This is a genomic window from Candidatus Tisiphia endosymbiont of Piscicola geometra, from assembly GCF_964026415.1.
Taxonomy (GTDB): domain Bacteria; phylum Pseudomonadota; class Alphaproteobacteria; order Rickettsiales; family Rickettsiaceae; genus Tisiphia.
In genome coordinates this window covers 609,980-625,741 of record NZ_OZ032144.1, presented here as the reverse complement: position 1 = coordinate 625,741, position 15,762 = coordinate 609,980, and the positions used below count along the sequence as shown (strand labels likewise).

Genomic DNA, 15,762 nt, shown 5'->3' with positions numbered 1-15,762 from the left:
TCTCCTACCAATTCAAGTTATGACAGTCATGGAAACCACATAGAGCGGGTTGTAGGTAGAATAAATTCCTACCCGGGATGTTTCTTTGAAGGGATTTTTTAAGCAACTTTTCTGCCTTATCCAACTCACCATTTTTGATTAAAGTAAGTATTGTGCCAAAATCAATAATATCACTACCCATAGTTCCTGCTAAAGCTTTAAGCAGATTATTATAACTATCATACTCATTAAAGAAAAAATCCCCAAATAATCCAAGACCACCACCTTGTAATAAGGATGCCATAAATACTCCTTCTTCGTTTGGTGCAATCCATTCTTTCCCTTCTACCAACCTTTTGGCATTGATTGATAAGTAACCAAGCCCTATAGAACCCGGTAATAATTGAAACAACATTTTAATAGTAGTTGGGTTTCTCATTGCTTTAGCAATATCCTTCCATGTTGCTAAATCCAATAAATTGCCACTACCTACTTGTTGATGAAGTGGTATCTGATCGATGGTTACTGATTTTAACGGTCTAGTAATGTAAGTATAGGCAAAAGTTTTGAATTGCATTATACACTGAATCACTGCGGCAGCTGGCGAACCTGCTTTAATACCTAAATTGCCGAGTAACACGGCATTTCTTTCGGCAGTATGGGGAGTGGCAATAGCTGTATCAACCCGATCAAGTAAATATCTTCGTAAATTATTGGTCAAATCTTGCTTGAATCTAGTTATATCGAGACTACTAATTGTACTTTTACCACTTTGTTGTTGTAAATGTTGCTCTAGTAAATGATCAGGTAGTAGTGCCATATCAGGTATTAAATATGGCTTATTGTCTATTTGCTGTACTAAATGCTGATAAAGATGCCAATTACTTTCATTAATCCCATATCTATTAAGCAAAGTTTGTAAATTATGATATAGTAAGTTAAAGGGCTTATTAACTTGTAAAAAGATTCAGCTTCTTGTGGATTCTCAAGATTTATATGTTTGCCTTCCTCTAGCTGTTTTCTTGCTATATATAACTCCTCAGGCGATAAATCATAGCCTTTAGTTTCCCATTGCTGATGCCGTAAATTATTGATAATTTGCTGATCTAATTGTTTTACTGCTATCAAATATTCCTGAAACTCCGGGTTATTAATATGCTCCTGATGTAATTGCTGTAATTTGCCTTCTTCCTCTAGTAAAATATCGGGTATAATATTAACAAAAGTCAATGAAAAATTGTGTATTCAAAACACAATTATTTTCCTACAAAAATAGATAAATAATAAACTGGAAAAATACAATTTAATATGCAATACTATCGTAATAGGTAATAGTTTTAAAGAAGAAGGTAAGAAATGACCAGAAGCATTACAACTAGTATACGTTTAGAACCAAAGACCAAAAGCGTTGCAACTGTTATACGCTTGGAAACAAAATTAAGTAAAAAACTTGAAACAGCAGCTCAAAATTTACACAAAGATAAAAATTGTTTAATTATTGAAGCAGTGCGTATGTATCTTGAACAACTGGAACATCCTGATATAGTTGAGGAAGCTAGAAGGCAATCATTATTAGCTAATAAACAAGAAAATCCAGATGCTGATTTATGGGAAATGAATAGTGACCATACAGGGTGGAATCATTAATGAAAAGGGGGGATATTGTAATTTGTGCTTTAAATGGAGATTATGGTAAACCAAGACCTGCTGTCGTTATTCAATCTGACTTGTTTAATCCGACTCATGCTAGTGTCGTAGTGTGTCCTATAACATCCCATCTAATAGACTCACCGTTATTTCGTATTGTATTAGTGCCTGATAAGTTAACTGGTCTTGCATCAGTATCTCAGATTATGATTGATAAAATTGTCTCTATAAAATCCCAAAAAATTACCCAAAAATTGGTAAATTATCACCTAATGAAATGTTTAAATTAAATACTAGTCTTAAGTTGTGGTTAGGCTTAAAATGACGTAAAGGGAGGGTGGCAAAGTTGTCATCATTTTCCATCGTATTAATTATTATTGTGGATACTCAGAGATAATTTGTAATACTCTTTGCTTTTGTTGCTCTAAAGCTTTAGGGTTATTTAATTCTAGCAAATCAAATTTTAATATTTTACCATCCTTTGCCACAACCGGCAAATACCGACCATCTTTGGTAGGGAAAGTATAATAGACACTCTTTTTTCAGATGTTAGTTGCCATTTACCTTGTTGTAAAGATTCGCGTACTTTCGCAGCGGCGGTATATTGTCCTGTTGGGTCATTTGGCAAAGATTAGGTGAAATACTCAAAAGGGTTGACTTTCCAAATCAAGTGGAAGACCATTTCAATGTTCTAAAACCAACAAGATAGGCTTGTAGCCTATCTTACCTTTCGGAAGCCGGATTGCGGTAGCTCTGCATGTCCGGTTCTGAGGAGGAGCTTAACCAAGCAATTGGTTAGGTCTACTCACATGTACGACCTACGGTCTTCTCGCTAATAGATGTTTTTTTAACTTTCAACAGTTGTGGCGAATACCCCGCAAGTATTTGCAAGAGCCAATTCTTCAAAGTATTCAAGTATCTGGGTCAATCTGCAGTCAATTGAATAACAAAATTTGGCATTACTCCCTGCTCAGTTGCTGCAATCTCCAAATGGTACATTTTTTCTTCAATAGTATGATACTGGTTATGAAACTTTGTAGCATTACCTGTTAATACTAAAGCTGAATTAATTCCTACTTTATTCGCTCCTAAAATATCAGTATAGAAAGTATCGCCTATCATAAGAATACGTTCCAATGCAATATTTGGTAATTGGGTTAATACTTTATGATATATTTCTATATAGGGTTTGCCGGTAAAAATTACTTCACCACCAAATTGTTTTATTTTTGCAGCAAAGTATCCAGCACAATATCTCTGTATTCCTTGTTGTCTAATTCCAAGGTCTGGGTTCGCACATATGCTAACCATGTTTCTTTTAACTGCAGTTTTTAATAAATCGTCAAACTCATCCAAATTTAAATTTTTTTCTTCATCACGATAAAGCGTTAACAGCAAAATATTAGCTTCATTTATGTTTGTGGTAGTAGGTGTCTGTAATCCATCCATAAGATCGTTACTTTCTTGACCAAGATGATAAACTATAGGATTTTTTATACCAAATCTTTTATCACTTTCTAGTATCATATCAATTGCTACTTCACCAGAACTAATAATCATTTCTTTCGTTGCGTTAATGCCCCAGCTGTTAATTTTAGTAAATAAGGAAAATGTATTGCGTGGGGCATTAGTAACAAAAAAAACTTTCTTTTGTTGTGTAAGTATCTTGTTAATATTGTCAACTACTCCGGGATAAATTTGGTTACCTTCTACTACCACTCCCCAAAGATCAAATAAAAAAACATCATAATCATCTATTACAGATGAAATATGTCTAAAATCTAGTTTGGTCATTTTGCACACTATACTTATAGGATAATCTGATGATAATAGACAATAAATATTTTTAGTAAAATATATTTGTTGAAAATTGTAGGGTAATTTAAAAGCCTACCCTAAAAAAATCTCTCATAAAAAAATAAATTATGTTAACAAATTATTTTGGTTTCCTTAGAAAGGTTGGAATATCATGGATATCAACTTCTACATTATCCTTCTGAAGAATAGGTGGTGTAGGCTTTTTTATTTGCTCCTGAGTTTGAGTAGTATTAGATCTGAGTGAATTCCACATTCTACTTAGTAAAGATGATTTTGCATCATTACTGCTTATAGTTTGCTGATTTAGCATATCAATTGATGTTGCTTGAACACTTAAATTTAAATGTTGTGTTTCAGAATCCACTAAACTAGTCTTTTCACCAGTATATTGAGCAAAATCTGGAATTTCTTCTAATATTGTTGTTTCTATCGAATTGGACTGACTATCCATCTGTTCAGAACTCGTAGTAGTACTTGCTATTAATTCAATAGGTTGGGATTTGCTACTTATTGAGTGATCAGCATCGATACCAGTAGCAACTACCGATACTCTAATAACACCATTTAATTCTGGATTAAACGTAGAGCCGAAAATAATATTAGCATCGCTATCACCTACTTCTTCTCTAATTCTATTAGCAGCACTATCAACTTCAAATAATGTCATATCCGTACCACCAGTAATGTTAATTAAAACCCCCCTAGCACCACGCATTGAGTTATGATCTAATAATGGGTTAGAGATAGCTGCTTCAGCAGCTTTAACTGCCCTATCCTCGCCAGAGGATTCCCCTGTACCCATCATAGCTTTACCCATTTCGCTCATCACCGTTCTAATGTCGGCAAAATCTAGATTGATAAGCCCTGGCATGATCATCAAATCAGTAACCCCTCTAACTCCAGCATGTAATACATCATCTGCCATTTTAAAGGCATCTGCAAATGTAGTACTCTCATTTGCTATACGAAATAAATTTTGATTCGGTATTACTATCAAAGTATCAACAAATTTCTGTAAATCTAGTAAACCTTGCTCGGCAGTTCTAATTCTATGTTTTCCTTCAAAATGAAAAGGCTTAGTTACCACTCCGACAGTAAGAATTCCTAGTTCCTTGGCTATCTTTGCAACAACCGGAGAAGCGCCTGTACCAGTGCCTCCACCCATCCCGGCAGTGATAAACACCATATTGCTACCCTCTAAGTATCCCTTAATCTCGTTAGCTGATTCTTCAGCGGCTAAAGCACCAATCTCTGGAGATGCACCAGCTCCAAGACCCTTAGTAATAGCAACTCCTAACTGTATTTTATTATCACATAAAGAATGTTCCAGTGATTGTGCATCAGTATTAGCAACAACAAAATTTGCTCCTTGTAATTTTGCAAGTACCATATTATTTACCGCATTACCACCAGCTCCCCCAACACCAAATACTGTAATAACTGGTTTAAGAACTATATTCTCTGGTGCTTTGAAATGTAAAGCCATAATAATACTCTACCTGTTAAGTTAAATTGTTGTTAGTATAGTAAAGAATCCAAAAATTTCTACCATAAAATAACCTTTCTTATAGTTAAGAGTTGTTTTAAATTACTCGAATAAATCAACATGAGTACCACTGCGGTGTAATATAACTAAGTCATCAGTTATTTCATAAATAAGAAGCCAGTCAGGTTCAATATGACATTCATATTTCGAACCATAATTTCCAATTAATTTGTGTGAACGATATTTACTTGGCAAAGGAATACCTTGTACCAATATTTCTACCACCTTATATAGTTTTTTTTAAATCTTTATTTCTTTTAACAATACGCTTTAAGTCACGCTTAAAAACTGTAACCTGTATAATCTGTTTCAACTTTAGTCAATATTTAAAGATTGTTTAAATTCAGTCAAGGAAGACTTAGTGTAATCACCTTCTTCACTTTCTTTAAATGCTTGTAAAGTTTCAAGGTTTGGCTTTTTTACATGCGGTCTAAAGGGTAGTCCTCTAGAATTGATGGATTGCTTTATAAATATCCTGATAGCTTCAGACAATGTCATACCCATCTCATGAAATACTAATTCTGCTTCATCCTTAATTTCTGAAGAAATACGTAGCCTAATGTCAACATTATCCATAAATCCCCCTTATTATACATATAAGGTACGTAACATTGACATATATCGTGATATATGTCAATAGACTTCTTGCAAGACTTCATCTGCCCATTATATCATACCATATTTTTTGCTACCACTAAGCTATCAAACTCATCACCTGATAAAAAATTTAATTTTATAGCCGCTTCTCTTAAAGTTATCCCCTCTTGATAGGCTTTTTTTGCAACTTTTGCCGCATTATCATAACCTATATGTGGATTTAATGCTGTTACTAACATCAACGATTGCTCTCTCAGCTTATCAATACGTTCTATATTTGGCTCTAAACCTTCAACACAATGCGTAACAAAACTATTGATGCTAGAAGAAATTAACTCTATTGACTGCAAAATATTATAGATTATCACTGGCTTAAAGGTATTGAGTTCTAGATGACCATTTGATCCGGCTATAGTTACTGTAAGATTATTTCCCATAACCTGCACACAAACCATAGTCAATGCCTCAATTTGTGTTGGGTTGACCTTACCTGGCATAATTGAAGAACCAGGCTCGTTTTCCGGTAGATGTAATTCACCAAAACCACATCTTGGTCCTGATCCCAACAATCTAATGTCATTGGCAATTTTCATTAAACTCCCTGCTATAGTATTTAGGGTACCAGAAAATTCTACTAATGCATCATGAGTAGCTAATGCCTCAAATTTATTAGTAGCACTTTTGAAAGGATGATTAGTATATGCAGCAACTTGATCAGAGAATTTTACCGCAAATTCCTTACGGCAATTAATACCAGTACCTACTGCAGTTCCACCTTGTGCCAAAAAATATACTCTTTTGAGTGATTCTTCAACTCGTTCTATGGCATATGCTATTTGTGTTACATAACTAGAGAATTCTTGCCCAAGCGTTATTGGCGTGGCATCCTGCAAATGAGTGCGTCCTATCTTAACTATGTTATTCCAAACTGTAGCTTTAGTATTTAACGCTGAATGCAGACTGGTTAATGCTGGGATTAATTGTTGTTTACTAGCCAATACAGTTGCTATATGCATAGCAGTTGGGAAGGAGTCATTGGATGATTGAGCCATATTTACATGGTCATTTGGGTGAATTGGTGACTTACCACCCTTCTTGCCTACTAATTGCTCATTACCAATAGAAGCTATTACCTCGTTGATATTCATATTAGTTTGAGTACCAGAACCAGTCTGCCATACTACTAAAGGAAATTGATCATCAAATTCCCCATTTAATATTCTAGTGGTAGCTTGATCTATTGCTTCTGCTATTTCAGGCTTAAGATCACCTAATTCCCTATTGACCTTTGCTGCACATTTTTTTAAAATTGCCAATGCCTTAATCAATTGGATAGGCATTTTTTGATTACCTATCTTAAAATTTTCAAGAGACCTTTGAGTTCCCGCACCCCAGTAAAATTGATCATCTACTTTAATTTCTCCAAATGAATCAGTTTCAATTCTATAATTTTTCATAACAATCTTTTCCTTTTCCTACCTATCTGTATTAAGAGCCTATTCATCTGCCCAAGCTTTTGACTTACCTTGTTCATCAAGAGGGTTACCGTCATCATCAGTAACCAAAGATTGCTCCGTGAATTTAAAGAAGAAAGCTTTATTTGCATTATTAGGCGTTTCTACAAATATAGCTCCATCTTGATAAATACCATTACTTGCACTTTGCGGCATCATTAAAGAAGTACCTTGGTTCATATGTATATCATGTATACCTCTAGGAGGTAGATGATTATATGTTTGTCTTAGATGTAAGCCATAAGGTATCTCTTGTATTGTTTCACTATCATAATACGATTCACCTAAAATACACACTTTTGTACCACATATAAGATATTGGTCTAACAAAGCTGATATTTCTTGCCATGATTTTGGTAGCATATTCTTTAAATCAGCTACTTTTAAAATTTCACTACGAAGATAATCAAGCCTAGAAGTGTAAGGTAACTTATCCAAACTAAATAATCCTTCATTTCCTAGTTTATCTAAATTAGTTAATAGCTCATTACTAAACTGATCGGTATAGTACACCTTAACATTAGGTATCGAATCGGACTGAGTGTCTATATTTACTTGATAGTCTAATCCATTAGCTTGTACTATAAGATTATGATGAGTCATTGTATGTTTTATATGATCTTCTAAATCCTGTGATACGATTCCCTTTAAACACGAATAATTTTTTAACATACTAATAACCTTTTTATACAGAGTAAACTTGCTCATTCTACTATAGAAGCTGGTGAAATGCTACCGTATTTTAAATTCTTTATATTTAAATTACTTGACTCTTTTTCCTACTATATTATACTAAATATGTCATATTAAATATATGGCATAACATTTTCTATCTATTATAGGTTATTTTTATGTTAAAAGAATCAGATGATTTAAAAAACCCTCGATTATCAATAATCGTTAAAAATACTAACGAAAATTCTATCTTCTTTCCTTTTGCCGCATATCCTCATCATTTTCACATGTATTGGTGCTAATCACCTTATTTCTATTTTTCCAAAAAGCTTTAATTCTTAATTTAATAACACATAATTTAACCGCGATTTTTTGTTTTCTCGCTTAATTTATGTGAATTTTTAAAAAATGTTATTGAAAAGTGCTGTCGTTTGACGTGTGTGCTAAAGAATCTTATTAAGTTTTAGTAAGTTCTTTGGCTTGACCTTAGAATGACCTACTTTCATATAACATTCAAATTCTAACATTATATTGTAGGTGTTTTATGAGTACAATTTTAAATGTACCAAATTCAACGAGGGTTCCCAAATTTTTAATAATACTATTCTTTGTTGAAATGTGGGAGCGGTTTAGTTATTATGGGATGAGGTCTCTTTTAGTGCTTTTCTTGACTTCCCGTCTAGGGTATGAAGATGCAAAAGCTTATGCCATCTATTCATTATTTGCATCGGTTGGTTATGCAGGTCCTGTGCTTGGCGGCTTCCTCGCTGACAAATTAACAGGATTTCGTAGTATGGTACTACTTGGCGGTATCATTATCACTATTGGTCACCTGTCCTTAACTTTAGTTGAATTGGAGTCTGAGCTAATATATATAGGCCTGGCGTTAATTGCTGTAGGTACTGGTATGTTTAAAGGGAATATAACTAATTTGTTAGGTTCATGTTACAAGGAAGACGACCCAGAACGAAGTAGAGGATTTACTTTATTTTATGTAGGTGTAAATCTAGGATCATTCATGGCATCCATATCATGTAGTTATATAGCTTATTTATATGGTTGGCACTATGGTTTTGGTATAGCTGGGGGTGGTATGATCTTAGGACTTACTATTTTTATCAAATTTCAACATTTGTTAGGAGATAATGGTATTTCCCCACGACCAAAACTGATGAATAAGAAAATACTAGGGTTAAATATTTTTACTATATTAATGATAGCTAGCCTTCTTTTTGCTCTTGTAGTTGCTAGAATGCTTATATTAAGTGAGTTCTTTGCTAATATACTTGCTTTGTGTGGTATTCTAATTTTAGGTATATTTATTTACATAATAGTAAAATCATCGCCACTACAAAGAAAAAGATTAACAGTATTATTAATACTAATTACATTTTTTATGTGTTTTTTTGCATTAGAAATGCAACTTGGCTCACTAGTCAACTTATTTACTCAAAGAAATGTTGTAAATGAAATATTGGGTTTAACAATTCCACCTGCTGCTTTTCAAGCAATAAACCCTTTTTCAATTATAATATTTGGTTCTCTATTAGGGGCATATATGAAATTTGATAAAAAATATGCCACTCCTATATTTGCTTTTGGTATTTCTACCATGGCTATATGCTTTTTTATATTATATATAGGATGTTTAAATGCAAATATAGAAGGAAAGATAGGATTACTATACTTAGTAAGTGGTATAGCATTTATAGGGCTTGGAGAACTATGTATAGGACCATTAATACAAGAACAAGCAACTTTACTTGCACCTAAACACTTAAAAGGCTTGGTAATGGGTATAATAATGTTATTTGCAGCATTTGCTAATTTAGCAGGAATTTTAATATCGAAGTTCATGTCAATCCCTTCCATAAATGGGGAAGTAGATTGTCTAGAGTCCTTAGAGATATATAAAAAAGGATTCTTAAAGATAGCAACGTTTAACTTAGGGTTAGCACTCTTATTTTTACCTTGCTATCTGTTTGTAAATAAAGTTATAGCACAGACGAGTACAGAAAAAGTAGACCAAAAACGCCAACGTAAGTAATGGTATATACTCGGTGAACTTCAAGAATTGGCGTTGTCGTGTCTAAAGATCTCCGCTGCTCACGTACTAATGTACGCTCCGCTGCTCGACTTTGACACTCCTAGCTCTTCTTGAAGTTCACCGAGTATACTCTAATTCCGTTACGGATTCGAGTACCGCATCATTGTCCAAATCACCAGCAGAAGTAGAGTTTCGAAGGAGATCTATTGTATTACTGAAAATTCTTGTTCTATAGATAAAAAATTATAAAAACCTTTGAAAGGTTGGAGGTATTTGGTGGAGACAGGGGGAATCGAACCCCCGACCTTTTGAATGCCATTCAAACGCTCTACCAACTGAGCTATGACCCCTAAATACCCTATATATTCTTTTGCGGTGAGTATACTCATTATAGCTAACCCGCTTAGCATTTAGCCATAGTAAACTGGTGTCACTGCGAGGAGGCAGAAGCCGACGAAGCAATCCATTGCTAATCACTTTTATGGATTGCTTCGTCGCTACTAAAGTAGCTACTCGCAATGATGGTATGGACGCCAATGATAAGAAAGAAAAAAAACTTATCAACGGTTTCAAATGATATTAAAATATCAAAGAACCAAAACCTAAAATAGGTTTGTATTTTTTTAATAATTTTATGAGGTCCATACCATGAATGATTATAAGGTAATAGGAATTGATTTGGCAAAAAGAAAATTACATTTTGCTGCAATAAATTTAGAAAATAAAGTTGTATTAAAAAAAGCAATGGATAGAAAAAGCTTTTTTGAAAATTTATCAATAATGTTTCCAAAGTCAGAAACTTTTGTATTTGAAGCTTGTGGTGGAGCTCATTATATGGCTCAGAGGCTTGAATCAATGGGGCATAAAGCAATATTACTTAAACCTAAAGATGTAAAGGCATATGCAAAAATTCGTCAAAAGAATGATATTAATGATTCAATTGCAATTTGCAAAGCATCCTGTGATCCGGATTTAATGCATGTCAAAGCTAAAACAGTGGTAGAGCAAGAAATATCTTACCTGCATAAAGCAAGGCAGAATATAATACAACAAAGGATTCAGCGCAGTAATGCTCTGATTACCTCATTATTTGAGCTTGGCTATTTGGTAACATGTGGAAAATCTACATTTGCCAAAACTTGTCAAAATTTTGTAAATCTTGCACTAGAAGAGGGATTTATTAACAAAACTATTGCTGTTCAAATGTTGCTTGATTGTAAGGAGATTAGCCAATTGATAGTACGGGAACAAATGTTAGATAAAGAAATAGCAGAAAGAAATAGGTGTTCTGAGAAAGCAAAAATTTTAGAAACTATTCCAGGAATTGGCACAATTAATGCAAGTATTTTAAGCATTAAACCGGTTGAAGCATATGATTCTGCTAAGGATTTTGCCGCATCTTTGGGGCTTGTACCGAAACAAAATACCACTGGTGGTAAGATTATTTTAGGTAGAATAACCAAACAAGGTGATAGATATGCAAGAACAATGCTAATACAAGGAGCAAGGTCTTTATTAATGAGAAGTTATAAAAAGAATCCGCCTCAAGGGAAGTTATCAGAATTTATCGAAAGGTTAAAAGAAAAAGGGAAATCGTTTAATGTAATGGCAGTAGCCATAGCAAATAAATTAGCTAGAATAACTTATGGTTGTTTGATAAGTAATAGCAACTATCAGGTACTATAATAGTTATTTGGTGCAAATTTACGTTATAAAGTTGCTAGGTGGTTAGTGGCGTGCTATAAAAATTGATAAGTAATATGAATAAAACAAAGTAAAAAATAAAAACGATAAGTTGAGGAGATAATAAATAAGCATTTTGGATAAAATCCGTTGTAACGTCATGGTACTTTGATACCGCCGCGATGAGTGTATCTCTCCAGGATCTTAGCAGAATGCAGAAACCATTATGGCACTTTGATGCCGAATATATGACTGCTTCATTTTTTCTACTATTTTTTGTTTTTTTACTTGTGTTTTTATTGGCGTCCATATATGACGTTTGTGAATTTGGCTAAATATTAGTCGGGTTAGCCATAGTTCAGTTTTATACTATAGTTACAGAGCTGAATCCATAAATTTTTTGAATATTTCGTTATTTTCTAATATTTTAACCTCTTCCTTACACCAAGGGGAGAAATTTTCGGAGTATTCCTCTATGTATAACTTAAAATCTTGCCATTTAAATAATTTTACTTCTGCTACTTCTTGTTCATTTATTTTAATAATATCATCTGATAAAGCTAAATATATCGGGCATATTTCATTTTCTACAATATTATTTATAGCAAATTTATAACGATAATTAGCAATAAAATATACTTTCTGCAGATTTACTAAACCTAATTCAAATTTTGCATGCCTATAAACCGCCTGTTCATAAGTTTCGTTAATTTGTGGATGTCCACAAAAACTATTTGACCAAAATCCACCCCAAGTTTTTTTGAGTAAGCTTCTTTTTTGTATAACAATTTCTTTTTGACTATTGAAAAGAAATACAGAAAATCCCCTATGCAATGGAGTATTAGAATTATGAGCTTTTAACTTATCCTCTATTCCAAGGATATTATCTTGTTCATCAACTAATACCACATGTTCTGAGTATAACATAACACTAATTTCCCACTAAGTGTTTTTCTATAATATTTAAATAATTACCTAAAATTTGTTGGTTTTTATTGACAAATTCCAAAGCATTAGCCTGATAAACTTTAGCTATCTGAGTACCAGTCTCAGATAGAAGATACTCAATTTTATTCAGCAAATCGTTTTCATCTCGAATTTGAGTAGCAGCTTTATTAGTAAGCATTTCATTAGCAATATTAGCAGAATTACTCATATCTGGTCCAAATATAATATAATTAGCAAAATATGCTGGTTCAAGTACGTTATGTCCACCTTGTTTAAATGAACCGCCAACAAATGAGATATACGCTATGCTAAAAAACAATCCAAGTTCGCCAAATTTATCAACGATGTAAAGATCATCAGTCAGAAGAGGTATGTTTTGTTCAGACTTAATGCTATAGGTTAAATTTAATTGAGTACATGCTTTTCCTATATCATTTTTACGTTCAGGATGGCGTGGAATTAGAATAAAATAGCAATTTGGATATCGTTGCTTTATTGGTTTTATAACATTAAGTAATACTGATTCATCTTCTAGGTGGGTGCTAGCAAATACAATAACTCTTTTACCACTCATATGTTGTGTTAAAATTGTTAATTCTTGTTCATTTACAGGTAATTTTTTGTTGGCAAATTTAATGTTACCTAAATTAACTATATTTGTTACACCAAGTTGCGTAAATTTTTGGAAATCACGGTTACTTTGCACAATAATCTCACTAAAGCTAGCGGTAACTAACCTAAAAAATGAACTTATTTTTTTCCATGATTCAAATGATTTATCAGAAATACGTGCATTCAATAATAATAGTTTACAATGTTTCTTTCCTTCACTAATTAGGCATGGCCATAATTCTGATTCAATAAAGATTCCTAAACTCGGTTGCCAATTTCTAAGAAACTTCTTAACAAAAATAATATTGTCTATAGGAATTAGTTGATGAATGGCATTTACAGGTAACTTTTGTTGTAATATTTTTGCAGAAGATTTAGTCCCTGAAGTAACCAAAAATTTTAAGGCGGTTCTTGGCATTGTTCTTTTTAGCCAAAGATTATTGATATTTTCAACCAAGGTAAGAGCTATCATAGATTCTCCTACACTGGCGGCATGTATCCAAACTAAAGTTTCGTTTCGTTTAGTATGTGTATGCCCAATAGCAAAACGTTCACCAATATTTTTTATCTCTTCTTTACCAACAATAACTCTTAATACTAATAAAAAGAAATACACTGGAAGAAGTAGAAAACTTAAGATATGGTATAAATAGATCATAGATAGATTTACTTCAACCCTGTTAATGCTTGTGCTAAATTAATATTATCTTGGTTTTCATTTCCTACAAAAGCCAGCGGTAAACCTATAAAAGCTGTTATTTTACCAAAAGGTAGAGGCATAATCAGTTTATCCCAACTTTTGAGTAAAAAATATCTAGAAGCACTACAAGAAACTGGTATCAATTTTATATTATATTTTTGAGCAACTTTGTTAATATTACTATTTATTTTATAAATAGGTCCACGTGGTCCATCTGGTGTGATCACTATATTACTACCGTTATGTAACTTTTTGACAATTGTTTTTAAAGCTGTTACGGAATTTTTATTAGTCGAACCATTTATTACCCCAAAGCCAAACTTATTGACAATATTACCAATTATTTTACCATCCGAATGAGGAGAAATAAGTGCATAAATATCTTTATGACCAGCAAATATTCCTGGACCGAAAGCCAGCCTATTATGCCAAAAAGCAAAAATCACCCCTTTTTGTGCCAAAAATTCTTGCTTATTGTAATTATCTGAAAAAACAAATTGCCAGCGACAGGTAAAATAAACCACTCTCAAATAAGTATACAATAACTTAGTAACTACACTAAGTACAAAATTGTTTTTTTTAAGGATTTTTTTTATCACGTTAATTGATTACAAGCATTCTTTATACGCGAGCATGCTTGCTCCAAATTTTCTATCGAAGTTGCGTATGAAATTCTAAAATAACCTTCTAGACCAAATGCAATACCAGGAATAACCGCAACGTTACATTCTTCAAGCAGATATTCTCCAAAATCGTTACTATTTTTGATAATTTTACTAGTGGGAGTTTTCAAACCAAATAATTCATTACATTTAGGAAATAGATAAAATGCTCCTGCTGGTTTATCACAACTAACACCTTTGATATCACTTAGAATTGATAAGGTTAGGTCACGTTTTTTTTGAAAGTTTTTTGCATTAGGTTTAATAAAATCTTGAGTGCCAGTTAAAGCTTCAATAGCTGCCATTTGGCTTATAGAGCAGGGGTTAGAAGTACTTTGTGACTGAATAATAGTCATTGCCTTAATTAATGATTTAGGACCAGCCCCATATCCTATACGCCATCCTGTCATAGAATAAGCTTTTGATACACCATTAACAGTAAATATTCGATCTTTTAAATCCGGTGCTACTTGGGCAAAAGTATAAAATTTAAAATCATCAAAAATAATATGCTCGTAAATATCATCTGACATAACATTTACATTGGGATATTTGCGTAGTAACTCAGCAATATCTGCTAACTCTTGGTAAGAGTATGCAGCCCCTGTTGGATTACTTGGTGAATTAATAATTAACCATTTAGTTTTTTGGGTAATTACTTGCTCTAGAGCTCCAACAGTAAGTTTAAAATTGCTGTCAATGCCACAATTAACAAATACTGGAATCCCTTCAGCTAACATTACCATATCTGGATATGAGACCCAGTAAGGACTAGGAATAATTACTTCGTCCCCTTGGTTAAGGGAGGCCATAAATAAATTATAGATTACTTGTTTACCACCACTTGACACGATTATTTCATCTAAATCATAATCTAAATTATTTTCATACTTGAATTTGTTCTGTACCGCTTGTTTAAGTTCCGGCATACCATCAACATTAGTATATTTTGTGAAACCATCTCGCACCGCTTTAATGGCAGTCTCTTTGATGTTATCTAGCGTATCAAAGTCAGGTTCACCAGCCCCAAGAGAGATTATATCTCTACCTAGCTTTTTTAGTTCAAATGTTTTTTTTACTAAAGCTAAAGTTGGAGATGGTTTTATTAGATCTAAGCGTTTAGCAATAAGTGGCATGATTCTATAAAACCTTATAATTATTTTCGTATTACGCGAATTTTGGATAAGAATTTGTTAATTCTTATCCAAAATTGGGGTGTATTATACTAATAATTGTTAAAAAAACAATTCTTGAAAGCAGAATTTAGTACAATATGATTTATTTTATATAATTTATTACTATTAAGTATTAGTGTCATTTGATATATATGTTAT

Annotated in this window: 16 protein-coding genes, 1 tRNA gene and 1 pseudogene; 4 read left to right on the top strand and 14 right to left on the bottom strand. The window is 32.9% G+C overall.

Translation table 11 applies throughout. The annotated features are described in order from the left end of the window. Positions 1 to 4: 4 nt before the first annotated feature. Both AAGD26_RS02905 and AAGD26_RS02900 read right to left on the bottom strand, forming a co-directional pair. Positions 5 to 892, bottom strand: a complete 888-nt coding sequence (locus AAGD26_RS02905; protein WP_341752160.1) for a hypothetical protein — start codon at positions 890 to 892, stop codon at positions 5 to 7. Next, positions 838 to 1,209, bottom strand: a complete 372-nt coding sequence (locus AAGD26_RS02900; RefSeq protein ID WP_341752159.1) for a hypothetical protein — start codon at positions 1,207 to 1,209, stop codon at positions 838 to 840. The genes AAGD26_RS02905 and AAGD26_RS02900 overlap by 55 nt, the downstream gene beginning before the upstream one ends. 126 nt (positions 1,210 to 1,335) lie before the next feature. Between AAGD26_RS02900 and AAGD26_RS02895 the strand changes: the two genes are divergently transcribed. Further along, entirely contained in the window at positions 1,336 to 1,626 is a 291-nt protein-coding gene (locus tag AAGD26_RS02895; RefSeq protein ID WP_341752158.1) for a hypothetical protein, read from the top strand. Then, entirely contained in the window at positions 1,626 to 1,916 is a 291-nt protein-coding gene (locus AAGD26_RS02890) for a type II toxin-antitoxin system PemK/MazF family toxin (RefSeq protein ID WP_341752157.1), read from the top strand. Before AAGD26_RS02895 ends, AAGD26_RS02890 begins: the two co-directional genes overlap by 1 nt. Before the next feature lie 84 nt (positions 1,917 to 2,000). Here AAGD26_RS02890 and AAGD26_RS02885 read toward each other — a convergent pair whose 3' ends face one another. From AAGD26_RS02885 to AAGD26_RS02855, 7 genes and pseudogenes are all read right to left on the bottom strand, one after another. Further along, complete coding sequence (locus tag AAGD26_RS02885) at positions 2,001 to 2,123, bottom strand: hypothetical protein (protein ID WP_341752156.1); 123 nt, start codon at positions 2,121 to 2,123, stop codon at positions 2,001 to 2,003. A gap of 427 nt (positions 2,124 to 2,550) precedes the next feature. Then, positions 2,551 to 3,420 carry a TIGR01459 family HAD-type hydrolase gene (locus AAGD26_RS02880; RefSeq protein WP_341752155.1) on the bottom strand — a complete coding sequence of 290 codons (870 nt, stop codon included), beginning with the start codon at positions 3,418 to 3,420 and terminating at the stop codon, positions 2,551 to 2,553. A gap of 537 nt (positions 3,421 to 3,957) precedes the next feature. Beyond that, a pseudogene (gene ftsZ, locus AAGD26_RS02875) lies at positions 3,958 to 4,930 on the bottom strand (cell division protein FtsZ); the annotation flags it as partial. 102 nt (positions 4,931 to 5,032) lie between these two features. Beyond that, complete coding sequence (locus AAGD26_RS02870; RefSeq protein WP_341752153.1) at positions 5,033 to 5,215, bottom strand: type II toxin-antitoxin system YafQ family toxin; 183 nt, start codon at positions 5,213 to 5,215, stop codon at positions 5,033 to 5,035. Positions 5,216 to 5,305: 90 nt separating this feature from the next. Next, positions 5,306 to 5,566 carry a type II toxin-antitoxin system RelB/DinJ family antitoxin gene (locus AAGD26_RS02865; RefSeq protein WP_341752152.1) on the bottom strand — a complete coding sequence of 87 codons (261 nt, stop codon included), beginning with the start codon at positions 5,564 to 5,566 and terminating at the stop codon, positions 5,306 to 5,308. A 95-nt stretch (positions 5,567 to 5,661) separates the two neighbouring features. After that, on the bottom strand, positions 5,662 to 7,044 hold the full coding sequence (fumC, locus tag AAGD26_RS02860) for a class II fumarate hydratase (RefSeq protein ID WP_341752151.1): 1,383 nt from the start codon (positions 7,042 to 7,044) through the stop codon (positions 5,662 to 5,664). A gap of 39 nt (positions 7,045 to 7,083) precedes the next feature. Continuing rightward, positions 7,084 to 7,773, bottom strand: a complete 690-nt coding sequence (locus AAGD26_RS02855) for a DUF2278 family protein (RefSeq protein WP_341752150.1) — start codon at positions 7,771 to 7,773, stop codon at positions 7,084 to 7,086. 547 nt (positions 7,774 to 8,320) lie between these two features. Here AAGD26_RS02855 and AAGD26_RS02850 point away from each other — a divergent pair. Next, positions 8,321 to 9,823: an oligopeptide:H+ symporter gene (locus AAGD26_RS02850; protein ID WP_341752149.1), complete on the top strand. Its 1,503-nt coding sequence runs from the start codon at positions 8,321 to 8,323 to the stop codon at positions 9,821 to 9,823. A 274-nt stretch (positions 9,824 to 10,097) separates the two neighbouring features. On the opposite strand, the gene AAGD26_RS02845 is transcribed toward AAGD26_RS02850, so the two are convergent. Then, positions 10,098 to 10,173, bottom strand: a tRNA-Ala gene (locus tag AAGD26_RS02845). Between the two features lie 298 nt (positions 10,174 to 10,471). On the opposite strand from AAGD26_RS02845, the gene AAGD26_RS02840 reads away from it, so the two are divergent. Further along, positions 10,472 to 11,509 carry an IS110 family transposase gene (locus AAGD26_RS02840; RefSeq protein ID WP_341751256.1) on the top strand — a complete coding sequence of 346 codons (1,038 nt, stop codon included), beginning with the start codon at positions 10,472 to 10,474 and terminating at the stop codon, positions 11,507 to 11,509. A gap of 372 nt (positions 11,510 to 11,881) precedes the next feature. Here the strand turns inward: AAGD26_RS02840 and idi are convergent, their stop codons facing one another. The 4 genes from idi to AAGD26_RS02820 are packed head-to-tail and all read right to left on the bottom strand — an operon-like array spanning position 11,882 to position 15,564. Continuing rightward, complete coding sequence (gene idi, locus AAGD26_RS02835; protein WP_341752148.1) at positions 11,882 to 12,433, bottom strand: isopentenyl-diphosphate Delta-isomerase; 552 nt, start codon at positions 12,431 to 12,433, stop codon at positions 11,882 to 11,884. Positions 12,434 to 12,437: 4 nt separating this feature from the next. After that, on the bottom strand, positions 12,438 to 13,724 hold the full coding sequence (waaA, locus tag AAGD26_RS02830; RefSeq protein WP_341752147.1) for a lipid IV(A) 3-deoxy-D-manno-octulosonic acid transferase: 1,287 nt from the start codon (positions 13,722 to 13,724) through the stop codon (positions 12,438 to 12,440). A gap of 8 nt (positions 13,725 to 13,732) precedes the next feature. After that, complete coding sequence (locus tag AAGD26_RS02825; protein ID WP_341752146.1) at positions 13,733 to 14,365, bottom strand: lysophospholipid acyltransferase family protein; 633 nt, start codon at positions 14,363 to 14,365, stop codon at positions 13,733 to 13,735. Continuing rightward, a complete protein-coding gene (locus AAGD26_RS02820) occupies positions 14,362 to 15,564 on the bottom strand; it encodes a pyridoxal phosphate-dependent aminotransferase (RefSeq protein WP_341752145.1) in 1,203 nt (400 codons plus the stop codon). Before AAGD26_RS02820 ends, AAGD26_RS02825 begins: the two co-directional genes overlap by 4 nt. Between the last annotated feature and the right edge of the window lie 198 nt (positions 15,565 to 15,762).

Bases quoted from the DNA above. Each gene is read 5' to 3' on its own strand.
- AAGD26_RS02895 (WP_341752158.1), top strand. From the start codon at position 1,336: ATGACCAGAAGCATTACAACTAGTATACGTTTAGAACCAAAGACCAAA.
- AAGD26_RS02890 (WP_341752157.1), top strand. From the start codon at position 1,626: ATGAAAAGGGGGGATATTGTAATTTGTGCTTTAAATGGAGATTATGGT.
- AAGD26_RS02880 (WP_341752155.1), bottom strand. From the start codon at position 3,420: ATGACCAAACTAGATTTTAGACATATTTCATCTGTAATAGATGATTAT.
- AAGD26_RS02865 (WP_341752152.1), bottom strand. From the start codon at position 5,566: ATGGATAATGTTGACATTAGGCTACGTATTTCTTCAGAAATTAAGGAT.
- fumC (WP_341752151.1), bottom strand. From the start codon at position 7,044: ATGAAAAATTATAGAATTGAAACTGATTCATTTGGAGAAATTAAAGTA.
- AAGD26_RS02855 (WP_341752150.1), bottom strand. From the start codon at position 7,773: ATGTTAAAAAATTATTCGTGTTTAAAGGGAATCGTATCACAGGATTTA.
- AAGD26_RS02850 (WP_341752149.1), top strand. From the start codon at position 8,321: ATGAGTACAATTTTAAATGTACCAAATTCAACGAGGGTTCCCAAATTT.
- AAGD26_RS02840 (WP_341751256.1), top strand. From the start codon at position 10,472: ATGAATGATTATAAGGTAATAGGAATTGATTTGGCAAAAAGAAAATTA.
- idi (WP_341752148.1), bottom strand. From the start codon at position 12,433: ATGTTATACTCAGAACATGTGGTATTAGTTGATGAACAAGATAATATC.
- waaA (WP_341752147.1), bottom strand. From the start codon at position 13,724: ATGATCTATTTATACCATATCTTAAGTTTTCTACTTCTTCCAGTGTAT.
- AAGD26_RS02820 (WP_341752145.1), bottom strand. From the start codon at position 15,564: ATGCCACTTATTGCTAAACGCTTAGATCTAATAAAACCATCTCCAACT.